General features: G+C 58.1%; 12 protein-coding genes. All 12 read right to left on the minus strand.

The window, feature by feature from the left end:
- Positions 1–37: 37 nt before the first annotated feature.
- Positions 38–6,520, minus strand: coding sequence for a DUF7379 domain-containing protein (locus KI811_RS17730; protein ID WP_214187804.1), 6,483 nt, complete (start codon positions 6,518–6,520; stop codon positions 38–40).
- 168 nt (positions 6,521–6,688) lie between these two features.
- A complete protein-coding gene (locus KI811_RS17735; RefSeq protein ID WP_214187805.1) occupies positions 6,689–7,393 on the minus strand; it encodes an MPN domain-containing protein in 705 nt (234 codons plus the stop codon).
- Between the two features lie 59 nt (positions 7,394–7,452).
- Positions 7,453–7,917, minus strand: a complete 465-nt coding sequence (locus KI811_RS17740; RefSeq protein ID WP_214187806.1) for a DUF1003 domain-containing protein — start codon at positions 7,915–7,917, stop codon at positions 7,453–7,455.
- Between the two features lie 26 nt (positions 7,918–7,943).
- Positions 7,944–8,663 (minus strand): LrgB family protein, encoded by a 720-nt coding sequence (locus KI811_RS17745; protein ID WP_214187807.1) that lies wholly within the window; start codon positions 8,661–8,663, stop codon positions 7,944–7,946.
- Positions 8,660–9,028 (minus strand): CidA/LrgA family protein, encoded by a 369-nt coding sequence (locus KI811_RS17750; RefSeq protein ID WP_214187808.1) that lies wholly within the window; start codon positions 9,026–9,028, stop codon positions 8,660–8,662. Before KI811_RS17750 ends, KI811_RS17745 begins: the two co-directional genes overlap by 4 nt.
- 51 nt (positions 9,029–9,079) lie before the next feature.
- Complete coding sequence (gene mutM, locus KI811_RS17755; protein WP_214187809.1) at positions 9,080–9,883, minus strand: bifunctional DNA-formamidopyrimidine glycosylase/DNA-(apurinic or apyrimidinic site) lyase; 804 nt, start codon at positions 9,881–9,883, stop codon at positions 9,080–9,082.
- Between the two features lie 48 nt (positions 9,884–9,931).
- A complete protein-coding gene (locus tag KI811_RS17760) occupies positions 9,932–10,261 on the minus strand; it encodes a hypothetical protein (RefSeq protein ID WP_214187810.1) in 330 nt (109 codons plus the stop codon).
- A 339-nt stretch (positions 10,262–10,600) separates the two neighbouring features.
- Complete coding sequence (locus tag KI811_RS17765; RefSeq protein WP_214187811.1) at positions 10,601–12,121, minus strand: ApeA N-terminal domain 1-containing protein; 1,521 nt, start codon at positions 12,119–12,121, stop codon at positions 10,601–10,603.
- A 173-nt stretch (positions 12,122–12,294) separates the two neighbouring features.
- A complete protein-coding gene (locus KI811_RS17770; RefSeq protein ID WP_214187812.1) occupies positions 12,295–12,756 on the minus strand; it encodes a hypothetical protein in 462 nt (153 codons plus the stop codon).
- 14 nt (positions 12,757–12,770) lie between these two features.
- Positions 12,771–13,877: a protein kinase domain-containing protein gene (locus KI811_RS17775; RefSeq protein ID WP_214187813.1), complete on the minus strand. Its 1,107-nt coding sequence runs from the start codon at positions 13,875–13,877 to the stop codon at positions 12,771–12,773.
- Positions 13,878–13,999: 122 nt separating this feature from the next.
- Positions 14,000–14,746, minus strand: coding sequence for a hypothetical protein (locus KI811_RS17780; RefSeq protein WP_214187814.1), 747 nt, complete (start codon positions 14,744–14,746; stop codon positions 14,000–14,002).
- A 228-nt stretch (positions 14,747–14,974) separates the two neighbouring features.
- Positions 14,975–15,633 (minus strand): transposase (locus KI811_RS17785; protein WP_246551857.1); only part of this gene is annotated, 659 nt, incomplete at its 5' end.

A 15,633-nucleotide genomic window follows, 5' to 3' on the forward strand; every position in this document is an offset into this window, starting at 1 on the left:
TCTCCTCTGTGCGTCTCCGATCCATCAGTGTCCATCCTCACTGCGGGCCGGAGTTCCCGCGTTCCGTCACTACCGCTTCATACCCCTTGCGGACCCACATGGCGTTGCTCCCGATGTTCAGCTTCTCCAGACCTGGCGGCGGATCAACTCCCGGGTCGAGGGGGTGGAGCTGCAGTGCCTGCTCCCCCTTTTCCGTCAGGGCTGTTTCCAGTTCCCACCCGACCCATTTGGACTCGCTGGCGCTCTTGGACCAGAAGAGGAGGAAGAGGTCCCGCTCCCTGATTTCGCTGTCGAGGCGCGGTTTGAACTCTTCCCCGGGGTTCAGGTCGAGGCAGTCCTGGAAGACATCGATGCCCGCCGCGATCTTGATGGCGTCCACCCGGTCCAGGACCCGGAGCCGGTCCTTTGAGGAGTAGGAGGCGAAGGCGGTTTTTGCCGGTTCGCCGGTGGCGGTGGCGACTCGCTTTCTCTTCGGCGCGGCGGTTATCTCCAGGTCGAGCCGCAGGCGCGCCACGATGATCCCCTCGATGGCCACGTCGAACTTGAGGGGGATGGTCCCTTCCTCGGCGCCCTTGGGCACGGTCACGTCAAACTCCAGGAGGGACCGTCCCCCCTGCCAGGTGAATTCCCGCTCGGGAGGATCGACGGTGAGCCCCCGGCCCGAAAGCTTCACGGTGACGCGGGTATCCCGCTTCCAGCGGCACTCTTGGATGCCGAGCACCGGCTCGGCGGAGGGGGCCAGTTTCGTGAGGAGATCCCGGACCTCCTGCTCCATGGCCTTCTCGTAAGCCACGAACCGGGCGGTGAACTCGCTCCCCGGCTTCGCCTGCCGGGGGGCCGAGGCGCCGAGCTGGACCGGCTGCAGCTCTTCGACCGCACCCGGCAGGGTGCCGGACATTTTGGGCGCAGGTGCCGGCGGAGGCCCTCCCCCGACGGTTGGAGGAGGCTCTGCTCCGACAGGTGATGGCTCCCCTTGTGACGGCTCTGATAGCTCGAGTTTTTTCAGCCGGAGGGGGCGGCCGAGAGTAATAGTTGTGTGTGTGTCCACGGATCGCATGTCGTCGGGAGTGAAGCGAGCCACTGAACCGCCCGCCCGCATCGTCACTATGTCGACTGGCCCGATCCCGCGTTTTTCGTCACCGCTTCCCGCTGCTTCCGCCCCCTCACGGATTTCCTGCAGGGCCGCCATGAGCCCCTGTCTTTCGAGATCTTGCGGTACCGATGAGAGTACGTTCTTGAGAAACGCCAGTTGGTCCAGCACCGACTGGAACTGCCGAGGCGATCCCACATTCTTTGCCCTGGCGTAGTCGTCGATTATGTCGCCGGTGTAATCGGCCAGATCCCCCGCGGCCAGGTGCCTGAGGAGGCGGCAGTCCACCGGCGTGGCCGTGTTCCAGAAGTCGGGGCTGGCGTTGTGCTCGTCCTCCGCCAGTTCCACAGCCTTGTCCACGGCGGATTCGAAATCGGGAGGGAGCTGTTCTTCTCCGTCCAGCAGGTGGGCCAGGGTCTGGGCCGTCAGGTGATTGACAAGGGGATAGTAGGATGGTTTCCCCCGTTCAACGCCGAGGGCGTACGCCCGGTAGTAGTGATCCGCCATGGCGTGGAGGGCCACCTGCTTTTCCGGGACCTCCGTGGCGATCATCATCCGCCGCTTGGCAACGCTCCCCAGAAGCGACAGCCGTTCCACGGTCTCGCCCAGGGCGCTGTTCAGCCCCGTCAGCCTCTCTTCCGCCTCGGTCACGAGGTGAAGCGCCTTGGCCGGGTCGGCGGCGGCCAGCTCCTGGGCCCACCGCGACTGGAGGTTCCAGAGCTGCTCCGCGGTCCTGATGGTGGCGAGCCCCTTGTCGTCGTCGGTGGCACTGCGGTAGTGCTCCACCGCCTCCGCAAACTGCTTCAGTTCGCCGTAGGCCCGCCCCAGCGCCTCCTGGAGGGTGCCGCAGGCGAGCCATGCCGGTGGCACGCTCTGCTCGATGCCCCGGATGGCCTTCAGATGCGCGTCAGCGGCCGGTCCCCGGGAGGTCTTTGCTGCCGCGGCGATGTTCTCAAGGTCGACGATCGCCTCGGAGATTGTGGTGTAGGCGATTCCGCGGCTGCGGGGAACAGTGGCGCCGTCCCCCTTGCCGAGGGTGAAGTCGGGGTCGCCGTAGCACTGGTAGGCGCCCCACGTGTTGGCTTCGGGATGGGCGGCAAAGGTGGCGATGCGGGCCGCGAGAACTGCCTGGCCGAAGGTGCTGCCGGTCAGCATCCCCCGGTAGAACGTGGCGGCAAAGAGAGACGCCGCATCGTCCTGCACGGCCCAGCCGGCAGCCACCACCCCCCGTACACCCATCCGGATCAGTTCGGTGGCCACGTTGGCGGCCAGATTCGGCAGGTTGCGGGGGGGCTGGCGGTCGTCGATCTTTCCCAGGTGGCAGCAGTTGACGAATACCAGTTGCGGCACCGTGCGCATCTGCCGGATTTGGGCCGCCGTCAGGAACTGGTTCTCGCCGATGACCATGCCGGTGACGGGGTTCCCCTCGGTCTGCTGGTGGCAGGAGCCGCACGGCACCGGCGGGCGGTAGTCCAGCACGCCGTGCCCGGCCAGGTGGACGATCCGGTAATCCCGGGCAAAGAGCTCGGTCATGATGGCCGGCCCCGTGGCATCGGGACCGATGAGGGGGGTTATGGTGTATCCGTAGTTCTTGAGGGCCTTCTCCACCTCCCGTGCCTCCTGCTCGGCGGCGGGGAGGTTGGTGAAGGGGGTGGTGGGGTTGCCGATGACCAGGGCCGTGGCATCCCGTGCCATCACCACCTGCTCGCGGAACCGCTCCACCAGGAGCTGCCGCACCATCCCGGCCTGGACGGCCAGGGGCTTTTCGGCCCGGGCGGCGCTGTCGCCACGCCTGCGCTCCTGCATCATCTCCCACGGATAGCGGGCCGCCGTGTCGTTCAGCACCAGCACCACGTCCCGCCGGTCAAGGGTGTACTCCTTCAGCTCGTTGGGGACCAGCATCTCGAAGAGGGTCACGGCAACCCCTTCTTCGCTGGCAGTGGTTTCCGACATCTCTTCTATGAACCGGTCGGCCAGGCTCCGCTGGGACTGCTGCAGGTAGACCTCGGCCCGGGCCCGGTCGGTGAGGAGGTTGAAGGAGAGGCGCTCCTCCTCGTCCTCGGTGATCTGGAGCCGCTGCCACCAGGGGTCCTCCTCGAAGAAGCTGGCCCGGCGCATCCCCCCTTCCAGGGGGATGACAAGGGGGGTGGCATCGATGTCGAAGGCCCGGGAGATGTCCGGGTCGCTGCGCAACCGCGCAAGGGTCCTGGCCGCCTGTATGGCCCGGTCCTCGTACAGTTCCACGAACTCCACCTCTTCGATGGGGGCGCAGTCGGCGCGGCCCGAATCGGCGATGGCGTGGTTGGCGTCGATGATCCCCCGCAGGATGGCGGTCACCGCGTCCTGCACCGAGACGCCGCCGGCGCCGGTGCCGACGAGGAGCGCGCTGATGCCGGCGGGGCCGGGCGTGCCGCTCCTGACCGGGAGGCATTCGGCCCGCGCGACGGAATAGGCCCGCGCTCCGCGGGAGACGGCCCGCAGGAGTTGGCCGGGGGAGAGCTCACCCACGCTGCCGAGGCCAATGACGATGGCTCCGGCGGGCTTGCCGTCATTTCGTTGTGACTCCTCCCACGTGAGGTTCAGGAATACCTCAGCCGTGCCGTCGGCCCCGGGGTATACCCCGAGCTTGTGCCGTGCGCCCAGCCGGCCGTCGAGGGTCCGGTCCAGGTACGCCTCGGCGCTGATGATGGTGTCTCCCTTGTAGTGCCCCACGAGGACCGGATGGCCGGCAAAGGCCAGGTTGCCGTGACGGACGCTGATCCGGATCTTGTGTTCGGTGCGGCGGGGCCGCTTCGCGCGCCCGGCGCCCACTGCGGTCCGGGCCAGGTCGGTGAAGTCGGGGTAGAGGGGCTCCTTCTCCGCCGGAAGCTCGAAACGCTCCGGCACGCCGCGGGCTTCGGGCGGGGCCGTGGGCAGAAGGTCGGTGGTGCCGCGCCGCAACAGGTCGGTTATGGCGTCGAACCCTTCCTCGGCGCTCGGAAGGTCGCCGTGGGAGGCCTGCAGGTACCAGGCCTTGACCCCGTCCGGAATGCCGCTCTCCCACGGCACCCTGCCGTCGCCCCGGGGGGTGGCGTGGAAGACCAGCCGCTTCTTTTCCCCCGCGTCCTCGATGGTCAGGTCCACCGGCGTGGCCGGCGCGCAGCCGGCGATGTAGAGCATCCGCTGCGGGTCGATGGGGGAGGCGGCCAGCTTCTGCCGGTTGGCGTTGGCCGTTGCCAGCGCGGCGGCGGTGGGGGGCTGCCAGGTGTCGTTTTCCGGGTCGGCGTCCGCCAGGTTCTGCCATGCCGCGGCGCTGAAAAGATCGAAGCTGGACAAGGCGGGGAGCATCTCCAGGAGACCGGGGAACTGGGCCACGATGCCGATCAGCTCCCGCTTCCGGCGGGTTATGTCCAGCAGGGCCAGCTTGCGGATGAGGCTGTCGCGCCCGGTCAGCACCTGGGCCACCGCATGGGAGCCGCCGTTGGGGGTGCCGAGCATGATAATGCGCGCATCGGCACGCCCCTTCATCCGCTCCCACACCTCCGGCCGGGCCGCGATCATGGCCCGGGCCACGAGCCCCCCCATGGAGTGGGCCACGATGCTCACCGGCTGTTTGCTCTTTTCGGTGGCGTCCAGGGCCTTGGTGATGGCGTCGGCGAGGCGGTTCGCCTCGTCGAAGATCGAGAGCCGCCAGTCGAAGGGGAAGGGCTCCACCCGGTGGGTCCTGGCCAGGTGCTTCACCAGGTCGCCGTAGAAGAGCCAGATGGGTGCGTCCGGTTTCACCAGGTTCGGCGTGCCGTAGCTCAGGAGCTGCAATTTTCCCCGCGCAATGTCGAAGGGGTCGAGCCAGATCCGGTTGTCATCGATGGCCAGGTGGCTCCCCATGATCCCCGGCAGCACGAAGACCACCGGCGCCATGTCGGCCACGTCCCGCTTCTCGTAGGGGGGGGTGCCGCTGTCGGTGGCCCGCACCGAGAAGGGCTCGAACCCGTCCGCCTCCGAGCCGCTCCGGGAGAGGGTCCGGGCGAGCCCGTCGGCGCTGTCGGCGTTCTCGAAGTAGCTGAAGTGGTTCACATCGGGACCGCTCCGGAAGATGAAGCCGGAGCCTCCGGAGCGCTCGGCCCCCCCGAACATGGCCTCGGTATTCACCACCAGGTCGTTGTCGTCCTGGTAGAGGGGGTCCGTCAGGAGGGTGCCGATGGCGCTCAGGACGTTGTCCCCCTCGATATCCCCGGCAATCACCCGCAGCTCCCCGGCTACGGGGGACTTGGGCCGGTTCAGGAGCGCCACCAGGGGAGAGGAGGGGATCATCGCCTCGATCCCCGGCAGCACCGTGGGGTCGGTCCGTTCCTTGGCCACCGCCATGATCAGCTCGCTGAAGATGCTGGTGAATATCCCGCCGGGGAGCTGGGCAACAAAGCCGTACCCCTCCAGGAGGTTGAAGAGAACCGACAGGTAGATGTCGAGGCGCTCCGAGGCGAGGGTGGTCCCCCGGGCGGGGCAGGCCACCCGCACGAACCGCTCGATCTTGAACTGCTTTTCCTTGAGGAGTTTGTTCAGGCGCTCCAAGTCCCCCCGGGCCTTGTCGGGGTTGCGCTCGGCAAAGAAGCTGAGGTCGGAGGCGTCAAAGGGGTCGCGGCCACCCTCCATGCCGGCCCGGCAGAGGAGTTCCCCCACCATCCCACCCCGGGAGTGGGAGACCAGGTGAAGCCGCGCCCCGGCCGGCAGCCGCTCGGCAGCGGCGATGGCGTTGTCGATGGGGTTCTTGGAGAGGGTCTCGTGCTCCAGACCGAAGACCCGCCCCTCGTAGGGAGTGAGGAGCTGTTGCCGCTGGGGGCGGCGTTTCTCGGTCCAGAGCTTGCCGAAGCTCCCCGCCGTGGACGAGGCGGTGCCGTGGAGGAAGAGGAGTGACGGGCGGTCCGCCGGGAGGTCGAGCACCGCCTCGGAAACCGGCGTGATCGCCAGTTCGTCTCCCGGCAGGAAACGGTAGAGCCCGGGGCCCCGGTTCTCATCCTTTGTCCCGAGGAGATGGTTCTCCAGTTTCTCCGCGATGAAGCGGGCCGCGTCTGCCGCCACGTCGATATTGAAGAACTTCAGGGTCTTGATGACGATCTTGCCGATGAGCCCCCGGGAGGCGCCCCGCCGGTCGATGGCGGCCGGCAGTTCCACCACACCCTCCGCCCCCCTGGTGCCGGCCAGGCTGAGCACCTCGGTCCGGAGTCGCTCCTGGGAGGTCCAGAACCGGGTCCCGTCCTCCAGTTCCACCTCCACGATGTCGTCGGGGTCGCTTTCGATGACCGGGGTCTCCGTTCCCCCGGACCGCGCCGCGCTGATCTGGAAGGTCTGCACCTTTTTGAAGGTGATCTTGCCGCTGGCTTCCGCCGGCGGCGGTTCCGAGATTTCCGTGCCGGGGATGCGGAGTTTGACGGGCTGCTTCGGGTCGTCGGCCATGAAGTGCTCCTTCGTATCGAGAGAGGATGCGCTACCGGTTATGTTTCAAGGGGGGCGATTGCTTATTCGTATGGGGTGCGGTTCATGGGTAAGTATAGAACCGATGCGGGAGGTCGCAAGGGAAGGGGCTGGAATTGTTTAGAATAGTGAAGGGTAAAAGGATCCGGATCAGATTTCGCCCCGAAACCCCAGGAGGGAAGGGCACTCGATGGTAATCAGCCGGTCGTTGTTGGCTGAATATTTAATGGTGCCGTTTTCTTCGTACACATAGTACGCCGATAGCCATACTTTCTTCTTTCCCAGGTTAAACTCAATTGCCTGTGATCTGGTGTTGGCGGGTTTCGCACCCACGCCTCCCGTTCTTTTCATCCCTGCAATGGTAACGACGAGCCCTATCCGGTAGCCGTAGCTGAGGCACAACGCCGCATTCGCTTCCAGCCAGCGGCGGTCCCCGTTGGAGATGTAATAGCCTTTGTCGTCCCCTCGGCGGTCGCCTTCCTCCAGTTCCACCGAATAGACATCGCTGACGGATTTATACACATGGGTATGGTAGTCCCCGAGGTATTCGAGGTTCGGCCAGAAGGCCCCCATGATTTCCGCCTTCAGCTTCATGGCATCGGTATTCGGCGTCACCGACCGTTTGTTTCTTTTGGCTGACGTATCAACATTGGCAATCTCGATCTGGTAGAGAATCCTGTTGTCCTTCAACGGCACCTGGTACCCGAACAGGGCACCGCATGTCTCTAGATGCGGGGTTTTCCTGTCATGTTCAACGGAATAGGCTTCGAGTCCATTCAGGATGAGCGTTATCAGGGCATGCTCGGACAGGCGTATGACATAACCGGTTTTTTTCTGCAGATGTGCTGTATCCACGGCAGCCCTCCTTCCAGAATTCAGGGCCGAGTCCCATGCAAGAGTAACGAAAATACGGGCTACTCTTTATCCTCCGGTCGGGCGAGCAGGGTTTCAAGCATCGCGTGGAGTTCGGCAATGGCGATGTTCTGCGCGGCGAGGTTCTCCAGTACTTCCTTGATTTCCTCTTCCGCCTTGAGATTGACCTCGTAATCGTTGTGGGCCTCGATCCGATCGTAAGCAGCCTGCCGGTTCTGGCTCATCATGATCATCGGCGCCGTGTAGGCCGCCTGAAGGGACAGGACAAGGTTCATCAGGATGAATGGATACGGGTCCCAGTGCCGGACCCAGGCGGTGACGTTGAGCAGCGCCCAGAAGGTAAGGATTGCGGACTGCCCGATAATGAACTCCCATGAGCCGACCTTGGCGGCGATCCAGTCCGCCGCCCTCTGGCCTATGGTCAGCTGTTCATTGACGACCTCGTTGACGTTTTTGACCGGAGCGTGTTCATGTTTGTAAGGCGCAGGGAAAGTTGGTCTTTTCATGGGGGCCACCTCTCTATTTCCTTCGACTATTGCAGCAAATGAACGAGCACCGGCAGCAGCAGAGCGGTAAACAACCCGTTCAGCGCCATCGCCAGCGCCGAAAACGCACCGGCAACCCGGCTCTTCTGAATGGCATGGGCGGTGCCGATACCGTGGGAGGCGACTCCCAGAGCCATGCCGCGGGCATTGTCGTCATTGATCCTCAGCAGGTTCAGTATGAAGTCGCCGCCAACGGCCCCGGTGATGCCGGTCAGAACCACCACCACGGCGGTTAACGACGGCAAGCCGCCGATCTGTTCGGAAATCCCCATGGCGATCGGCGTCGTAACCGATTTCGGGGCCACGCTCAACAGAATGATCTTTTCTCCCCCCAGCGCCCAGACAATGCCGACCGCGCTGATGATGGCCGCTACGGAGCCCACGGCCAGGGTGATGATAATCGGGATAAAGGACTTTCTGATTACCTCCATTTCCCGATAGAGCGGTATTGCCAGGGCAACCGTTGCCGGACCGAGCAGAAAGTGAATGAACTGGGCTCCCCGGAAATAGGTCTGATAATCGATGCCGCTCACCTTGAGCAGCACAACGAGCAGAATGATGGCGGTCAGCACCGGATTCAGCAAAGGGGGGCAGTCGAGCCTCCGAAAGACCCAGGTGCCGATCTGGTACGCGATCAGGGTCAACGTCAGCCACAACAGGGGAGAGGTCGACAGGTAAACCCATACCTGCTGCATTTCAGCGCTCATTGCCGGGCCTCCTCGTGTGCGCAGGCGAATCGGCGATTAAGGAATTTCATGACCAGACCGGTTATTGCAATTGTCGCAAGGGTTCCGATGATGATCGCGCCGGATATCGGAGCCCATGACTTCATCAGAAGGTCGAGATGGGTGATGACGCCTACCCCCGCAGGAACGAAAAGCAGAGCCAGGTAACGGAGCAGGAACCCCCCGACGGTTTCCACTTCACTGGGCATCCGCCGAGGGAAAAAGACCAGGCCGCAAAAAAGGAGAATCATCCCGATTACCGGACCAGGCACGGGTATCTTGGTGAGCCTGGTGATGATCTCTCCGATCAACTGGCAGATGAGAATCAGGGTTAGGGAGCCGAGCATAAATTTCCTTTTTTCTTCGTAAGCATGAGGTCTCCGAAATCATAGGTCTGGTCACGTTTGACAGCGGGGGCAAAAGACCGTGCTCCGGTTGCCGAGTCGGATCTCCTTCAGCGCCCCGCCGCAGCGGGTGCAGGCGTCCTTGCCGCGCCCGTAAACGTCGAAATCCAGCGGATGGTAGGCGACCGTCTCTTCCTCCACCCGGTAGGTGCTCCCTTGATCGATCGACTCCTGCAGCACTTCACGAACGGTGTGGGCCAGCCGCTCGCATTCAGGTCGGCTGAGGGAAGAGGCGGGCCGGTCGGGACTGATTCCGGCGCGGAACAGGGCCTCGTTGGCGTAGATGTTGCCGACCCCGGCAACAATCGCCGCGTTCATGAGGAGCTGTTTCACCGCAACCCTGCGTGTCCGGCTCACCCTGAAGAGATAGGCGCCGTCAACGGCCGCGGTCAGCGGTTCCGGGCCGATCGCGGCCAGGAGCGGGTGCGTTGCGGGAAGATCCGTGGTCCAGACCACGGTGCCGAACTTTCGCGGGTCGTGGAAACGAAGCACCGCGCCATCGTCAAAGACGATATCGAGGTGGTCATGTCTGCCCGGAGGGGTCGTCCCGGGAAGCAGGCGGAGAAAGCCGGTCATCCCCAGATGGACGATGAGCCACCCCGTTTCACAGTCGAACAGCAGATACTTGCCCCGTCGCCCGACGGATCGTATTGTCCGCCCCGTCAGTAAAGCGTGCAGCTCCTGGGGGATCGGAAAACGGAGCTTCGGCGCTCGGACCATCACCCGCTCGATCCTCTTGCCCGTCAGTTCCCGCTCCAGCCTGCGGCAGGTCAGTTCCACCTCGGGGAGTTCAGGCACGTTTTGCTCCAGAGTTGTAATTGTGCATGGTTTGCCAAAGGCTGTGAGCTAACCGGCGCGCAGCTTTTTTGCGCGCCCGGTGGAGCGCGCGGTTAGGCGAGAAGGAGTCTCTATAAGGCGCCCACTAACATACTTATGCAAGACACTTGCAATCAGCGTTTGATATGGAATTCCCTCTTCAATTGCCCTTTCTTGAATGTCCATCAAGTCTGGAGTAGAGAGCCTTATGTTAACACGCCGATCTTTGATAAAGGTTTCGCGTGCCGCTGAGCGGTACTTCTCAAGATCAGATTCAGAGGTGACAGTTGATTTCATCTCCCCCTTTTCGTAAGCATCGAGTATTTCCTTTTCATAATCGTCAAGTTTGATTTTTTTCATATTATCAACTCCTTTGCAGGTAATCCCTCGTCGCCTTCCGACTCGGGATCACAGTTTTTAAAAAATAAAATTCAGCTTCTTCCACAAATGGCACTTGGACGTTGCCTTTCTTTCTTGCTGTTGCTCTGTTTCTGTGAATCTGCCACGTATAGTGCTGGCCAAACTACGTCCGCATGCGCTGTTGCTGTCCTCGTGGCGAAAACGCATGTCAAGAAGATGGTTGTCAGATTTGGTTTTTTCATGCCTTTATTTTCCCTGCATAACGGGCTGTGCAGTTGACCCGTTCGGGCAGCTTTACCGCCCGACCGGTGTCGAACTGCCTGGTTGGGATTTCGTATTTTAGCCTTCTGCCTTTTTACTTTTGCCTCGTGTCAAGGGCAGACTCCTCCGGGGACTTATCGTTCGCTGCAGTTCTCTTAATGCCAAGTTGTACTCTGCGCGAAACCTAGCAAAGCTATGCCCCCATCCTTTCGGCTCAGCAATCCACTGGGCCGGATCCCATCCAGCCTCTAAAAGATCTGACGCTGCAAAAACGAACTCAAGTGCATCTGTGAGAAAGTGCATCAAGGGCTCTATTTTCTCAAAGTCAATCCGTCCTCTACTGCCATGAACGTAAAAGTTCCGGCACTGGATAGCAGTTTTAGTGACAAATTGCAGGTCTGGTAAAGTCTCACCAAATTTTCTTTCCACGATGGCTACACGATGCGCCACCTTCTTGGGTAATGACGGTTGTCCTAACCTGGCCAGAGCTGACAGGGCACTATCTCTATCTAGTCCAACTGGAAGTTTCTGAAACATCTCCACACAGGCATCCCGCGTCTTGGCTAGATTCTCTTCCAACGGTGGATTAGCTGGGAGAGCGGTCATTGGCAAAATGTCGAACATATTGGCCGCGCCGACGAGTCGGTCTGTTGTATATTTGTTGCTTTTTTGCAAGCATCCTAAGTAACGTCCCCGCGCTAATCGCCAGTCTCGATTCCGCGTGATCCAGTCTACTAGTACGTTGTTGAATTCCTCCTTGCGCCGTATTGGGTCAAGCGGAACGTCGGCAGGATGCGGTCGGTGCTCTTCTCCACCACTGCATTTCCATTTATAGCTCTGGTGGACCGTAACCATCTGTGGAAAGCCATCGACGGTCTCTGTTGTCGTAACATGTATGCGCTCGATACCCTGGGCACGACCTGCGATAAAGGAAAGAAAGGAACATACCTCGTACATCTTGTTCATCGCCTCGTCGAACGTAACGGGAGAGTCTGGCTCAATAGACACGACGATGCGATTCTTTATGTAGATCCCGCTGGGGCCACCCATATTTGATCGTGGACAATGGTGAACTGAGATCTTGCCGATAACCGTCTGCACCTCGGCAATGCATGTTTTCCCTGTGAAGTAAAGCACTTGCGGATAATCACCAGCCTCAACATCGCGAATTGTACGCCTCTCGCTCAAGACGGCATCAATGATCGGTCTAGCATCTATTACATGACTAAAGGCATCGAAGTCGTAGAAAAGAGTTGACAGGTCTGTGGTTGTGAAGTGCACGCCAGCAATGCGCGCCTCAGCTGGGCTCAAGTGAACCCTGCCCACAGCGACAAAATGAGGAAAAACATCAGCGTGGTACTTTGTTGGGCCATCTTTAAAACTGGTATGCCCGGTCCCCGAACTCCTACAGTCGATCAGGCTTAGAATATCGCCATTGTAGGCAACACCAGTCAGGCACGCACCCGGCTCAACGTTCTGCAAAAAATCGTCCGAGTGCAGGGTCAACAGAGTCTTGCTCCCAGCCAGAGTCAACTCCCCAACCGCTTCCTGTCCTGACGGCAACGCGTACTTCCCAACGAAACGTTTTGTATTAGTCATCTCTATTGTCTCGCTCCCGTCATCCACGAGATTGTTCTAGTAACCGAAGAAACTTACCAACGTCTATGAGTGTGACCGGCGCGGCAGTTTTACCGCGGCGACCGAGTCCACACGAGAGTTGGGACATCCTTTTTCCTCAAATTTGAATATGTGAAGGGCGTCCCCTAAAACTCTTAGGTCAGACAGATTCGGTTAAGCTCTGTTGCTAAGTATGAATTGCACCACAGCATCATTTCATTTCCACTGGCAAGAGCTTTTTTCATAATTTCTGTATCTGAATAGGTAAAGGTGGTATAGAAGCTAGCTTCCAACAACTGCTGCATGGATAGTGAGGAGGTTTGGTAGGAGATATACAGGTCTCCGATGTCAGGACTCCAGCAGAAAAGATGCTCTCCGATAGGACAGATTGCTGCGGGCGCCCCAAACGTCCGAGCCACAGCTATGGATCCGGTACAGAATATAGCTTGGGATCTGAACTTAAATTTGAACTTCTCACCAAACCATATGTCTGCATCATTGTGCAGGTTGAATGGCATATTACGAGGTAAACGTGGTGAAAGGAGATAATCATTTACGATTTCTTGTTTTCCAATTATTACGGTATCCATACCCCTATATATTATGCTGCTATTCATTTTCACTCCGGTACCTAGAATGATTCATAAATCATTTCTAAAGAGGCTGCTACTTCTCTGAAGTCCACTATGGTGTGAACCGTTTCTTCATCTAATACTTGACCGCATTTTCCGCACTTGCTGCCGTATCCAACTGTGAAATGATGGCATCTACAGCAGAGATAAACCTCCCCACCATAACCAATATAGAGATCGACAAACTCATTTTTCATCGATAGCAAGTTGGTGTGAAGGGCATCATAGGAGAACTTGACGATAGATGAGGTATGGCCTCGCTTAGAGGGATCAGGATCAAGTAGATTGAGTACGAAAGCCTGCACCCCGTAAGGTGCCGTAATTTTTGACACATCTATCTGTAAAGGTTCCATTGATAGCTTCGAGACAACTTCGCCAAAATTTTTTCCTTCTACAGGAAGACAGTTAGTCAATAGCCTGTACAGAAGAGTCCCTAAAGCCCATGTATCATGTTTGTAACTTATAGATTCAGGGTTTTTGCAGAATTCTGGCGACCACGTCGAAATGGCTCCAATTGGCCGGAAAAGATCTTTCTCTTTCCATGCTCCGTATGTCTCTTGAAACAGATTTTTATGGCAACCCAAATCAATAATCCGCACTCCAGGATCTGATAAATAAACATCAGGGTCCATCATCTTGCATTCATCGACAACCAATATGTTTCCTGAGTGCAAGTCCCTATGCACCAGTGAGAACAATGAAATACCAAGAGCTTTAGCGACCTTTGCAAGAACAGTGAGAGCTTTATCCCAACTCCATGGTAATGGATCAGTATCTATGTAAGATTTTAACGTGATCCCCTTTAGGTACTCCATTCCGTAGTAGTAAACGGGGAGGTTAGTAACCTTCGTGAAAGGTATTCTTATGTGCGGTACGAAGGCAATGGATATAGCATCATTGATCGCTTCAGCTTCATCTTTGAAAGAAGCTAACTCCTCAGCATTTCGTGGCATGACGAGTAACTTTAGGACAATTTCTTCTGTTCCGTTTGAATAAAGCAGTGCAGTTGCAGCTAGCCCCCCGACTAGTCTACTAACATAGCTATAGCCAAGAATCGAATCTATTGAAAGGGATTGTAAGAGGTGCTCTATATCTGAGTCGTTCACGTTTTCTCCAAAGCTACAGGGGGGCATTGTTGATTTATTGAGTAACAGATCGTAATGGCGCTTTAGCCACAACGTCTTGAGGGTCTGCCGACTTGACGGCAGCACCCGATTGTTAGGTATTCCTACCTCCTCATCTCCGCATTCTGTTCAAATCTTTTCAAGTGTTGGCTCAGAATTGTTGCATGTGTTTCGGCGCCCAAAGCCTTAGCTACAACAATGTGCGAGATGAGGCTCCTGTAAGCGTAATTCCAGAGATCATCTGCATGTTCTTCAACTATTGGTGTCCCTAACATCCCATTAGTGTGGAAGTGCGGTGGATTGCCACCGTACATATCCATGAGGTGGGGGGATGCACCATGCACATAGCCGGAATAAGTTTTGTATATAGTTTTTGCAGCATCTTGCTGTCTGCTTGGATCTATTTTGACTCCTTCAATTCTTGCCAGATATGCTTGAATCTGCTTTCTCGGAATCATTGGTCTTTTTTGCTTGGAATTCATCAGCGTTCCTGATTCATCAATTTCTTCTTCCCAGAACGCTCCCAGAAACTTCTTGTGTAATTCTGTGATCTTGTCGTTGGTCACAGCGTACACTAAGAACATTATGTCTTCATTCGTTTCATCAATAGTCCGCTGAAGGATGCCTTGTTCTTGAACAAAGCCATTCGCCAATAGCACGGTAGCAGCTCGAACAAGGCTCTGCACACGGGCTAGTTTCAGGAACATTGCTTGATAAATATCTTTTTCTACGAATCGATAAGCAAACCCGAAGGATAGCTTTACCATCCGGGGCCTACTCGGCATCCCACTCTCGAAGTCCCGAAACGTTCGGCCCATCAGTTCCAGCATTTCATTTATGTCAGGATTCATTTTTCTCTGCCTAACTCGTAAATAATAGGTTTTCCTATATAAGAAACATGTTTCCTATATCAGGTCTTTGAAAAACTCCTTAATTTCGCCCCTACAATCTCCGTTTGAGGTTTACCGGGGACGGTCAATTTGATTTTTGCTGATTATTTTGCTGTTTTCTTGCTCTTTGAAACAGTTTCAGCCGGCCGGACAGGCCATTTTTTGCCTTTTCGGCGGCATTGCCCTATATCAGGTGGCATAAACCCCCAAGTTTCGCATTCGAACTAGGTTGTAAGCCGTGACCGCCAGGGTGAAGTGCCAGTCGATCTTCCTGACTCCTCGGTAGCGGGTCTTGCGGAACAGGCCCACCGTCTTGAGCCAGCCGAAAACCTCTTCGATGCGCTTGCGGAACTTCTGGCTCGCTGCGTAGCCGCTGTGCCGAGTGGTGCGACCATCAATGGATGAACCGCCTTTCTTCATGTGGTTTTGGGTGACATGCGGAGTTGCCTTCAACTCTCGCATCGCCTTGACAAACCCGCTGGTGTCGTAATTTTTGTCAGCAGCTACCGTAATGCGGCGTTTTCGGGGTGCGACCTTGGCAATCATGGCCTCGGCGGCAGTGCGCTCAGCAAAGCCGTTGGCTTCGGTAACGGTACTCATCATGACCAGTCCATTCAGATTCTCTGTCAGCAGATGGGCCGCAAACGACAACCGGGGCTCTTGGTTGATGCTCTTACGGTAATACTTGGCTTCGGGATCAGTGGTCGATGCGTGAGTTTCGTTGGCCAGTTTCTCACCCTTGAAGTCACGGGTCGGATTCTTGCCGGCCGGTGTGTCACTGGTAATGCAATAATGGCCCAAAAGCGGGAATGAAAAGTGTACCACCCTGGGACCTATGGTATCCCTCT

It is taken from the genome of Geobacter hydrogenophilus (assembly GCF_018501225.1).
Lineage (GTDB): Bacteria > Desulfobacterota > Desulfuromonadia > Geobacterales > Geobacteraceae > Geobacter > Geobacter hydrogenophilus.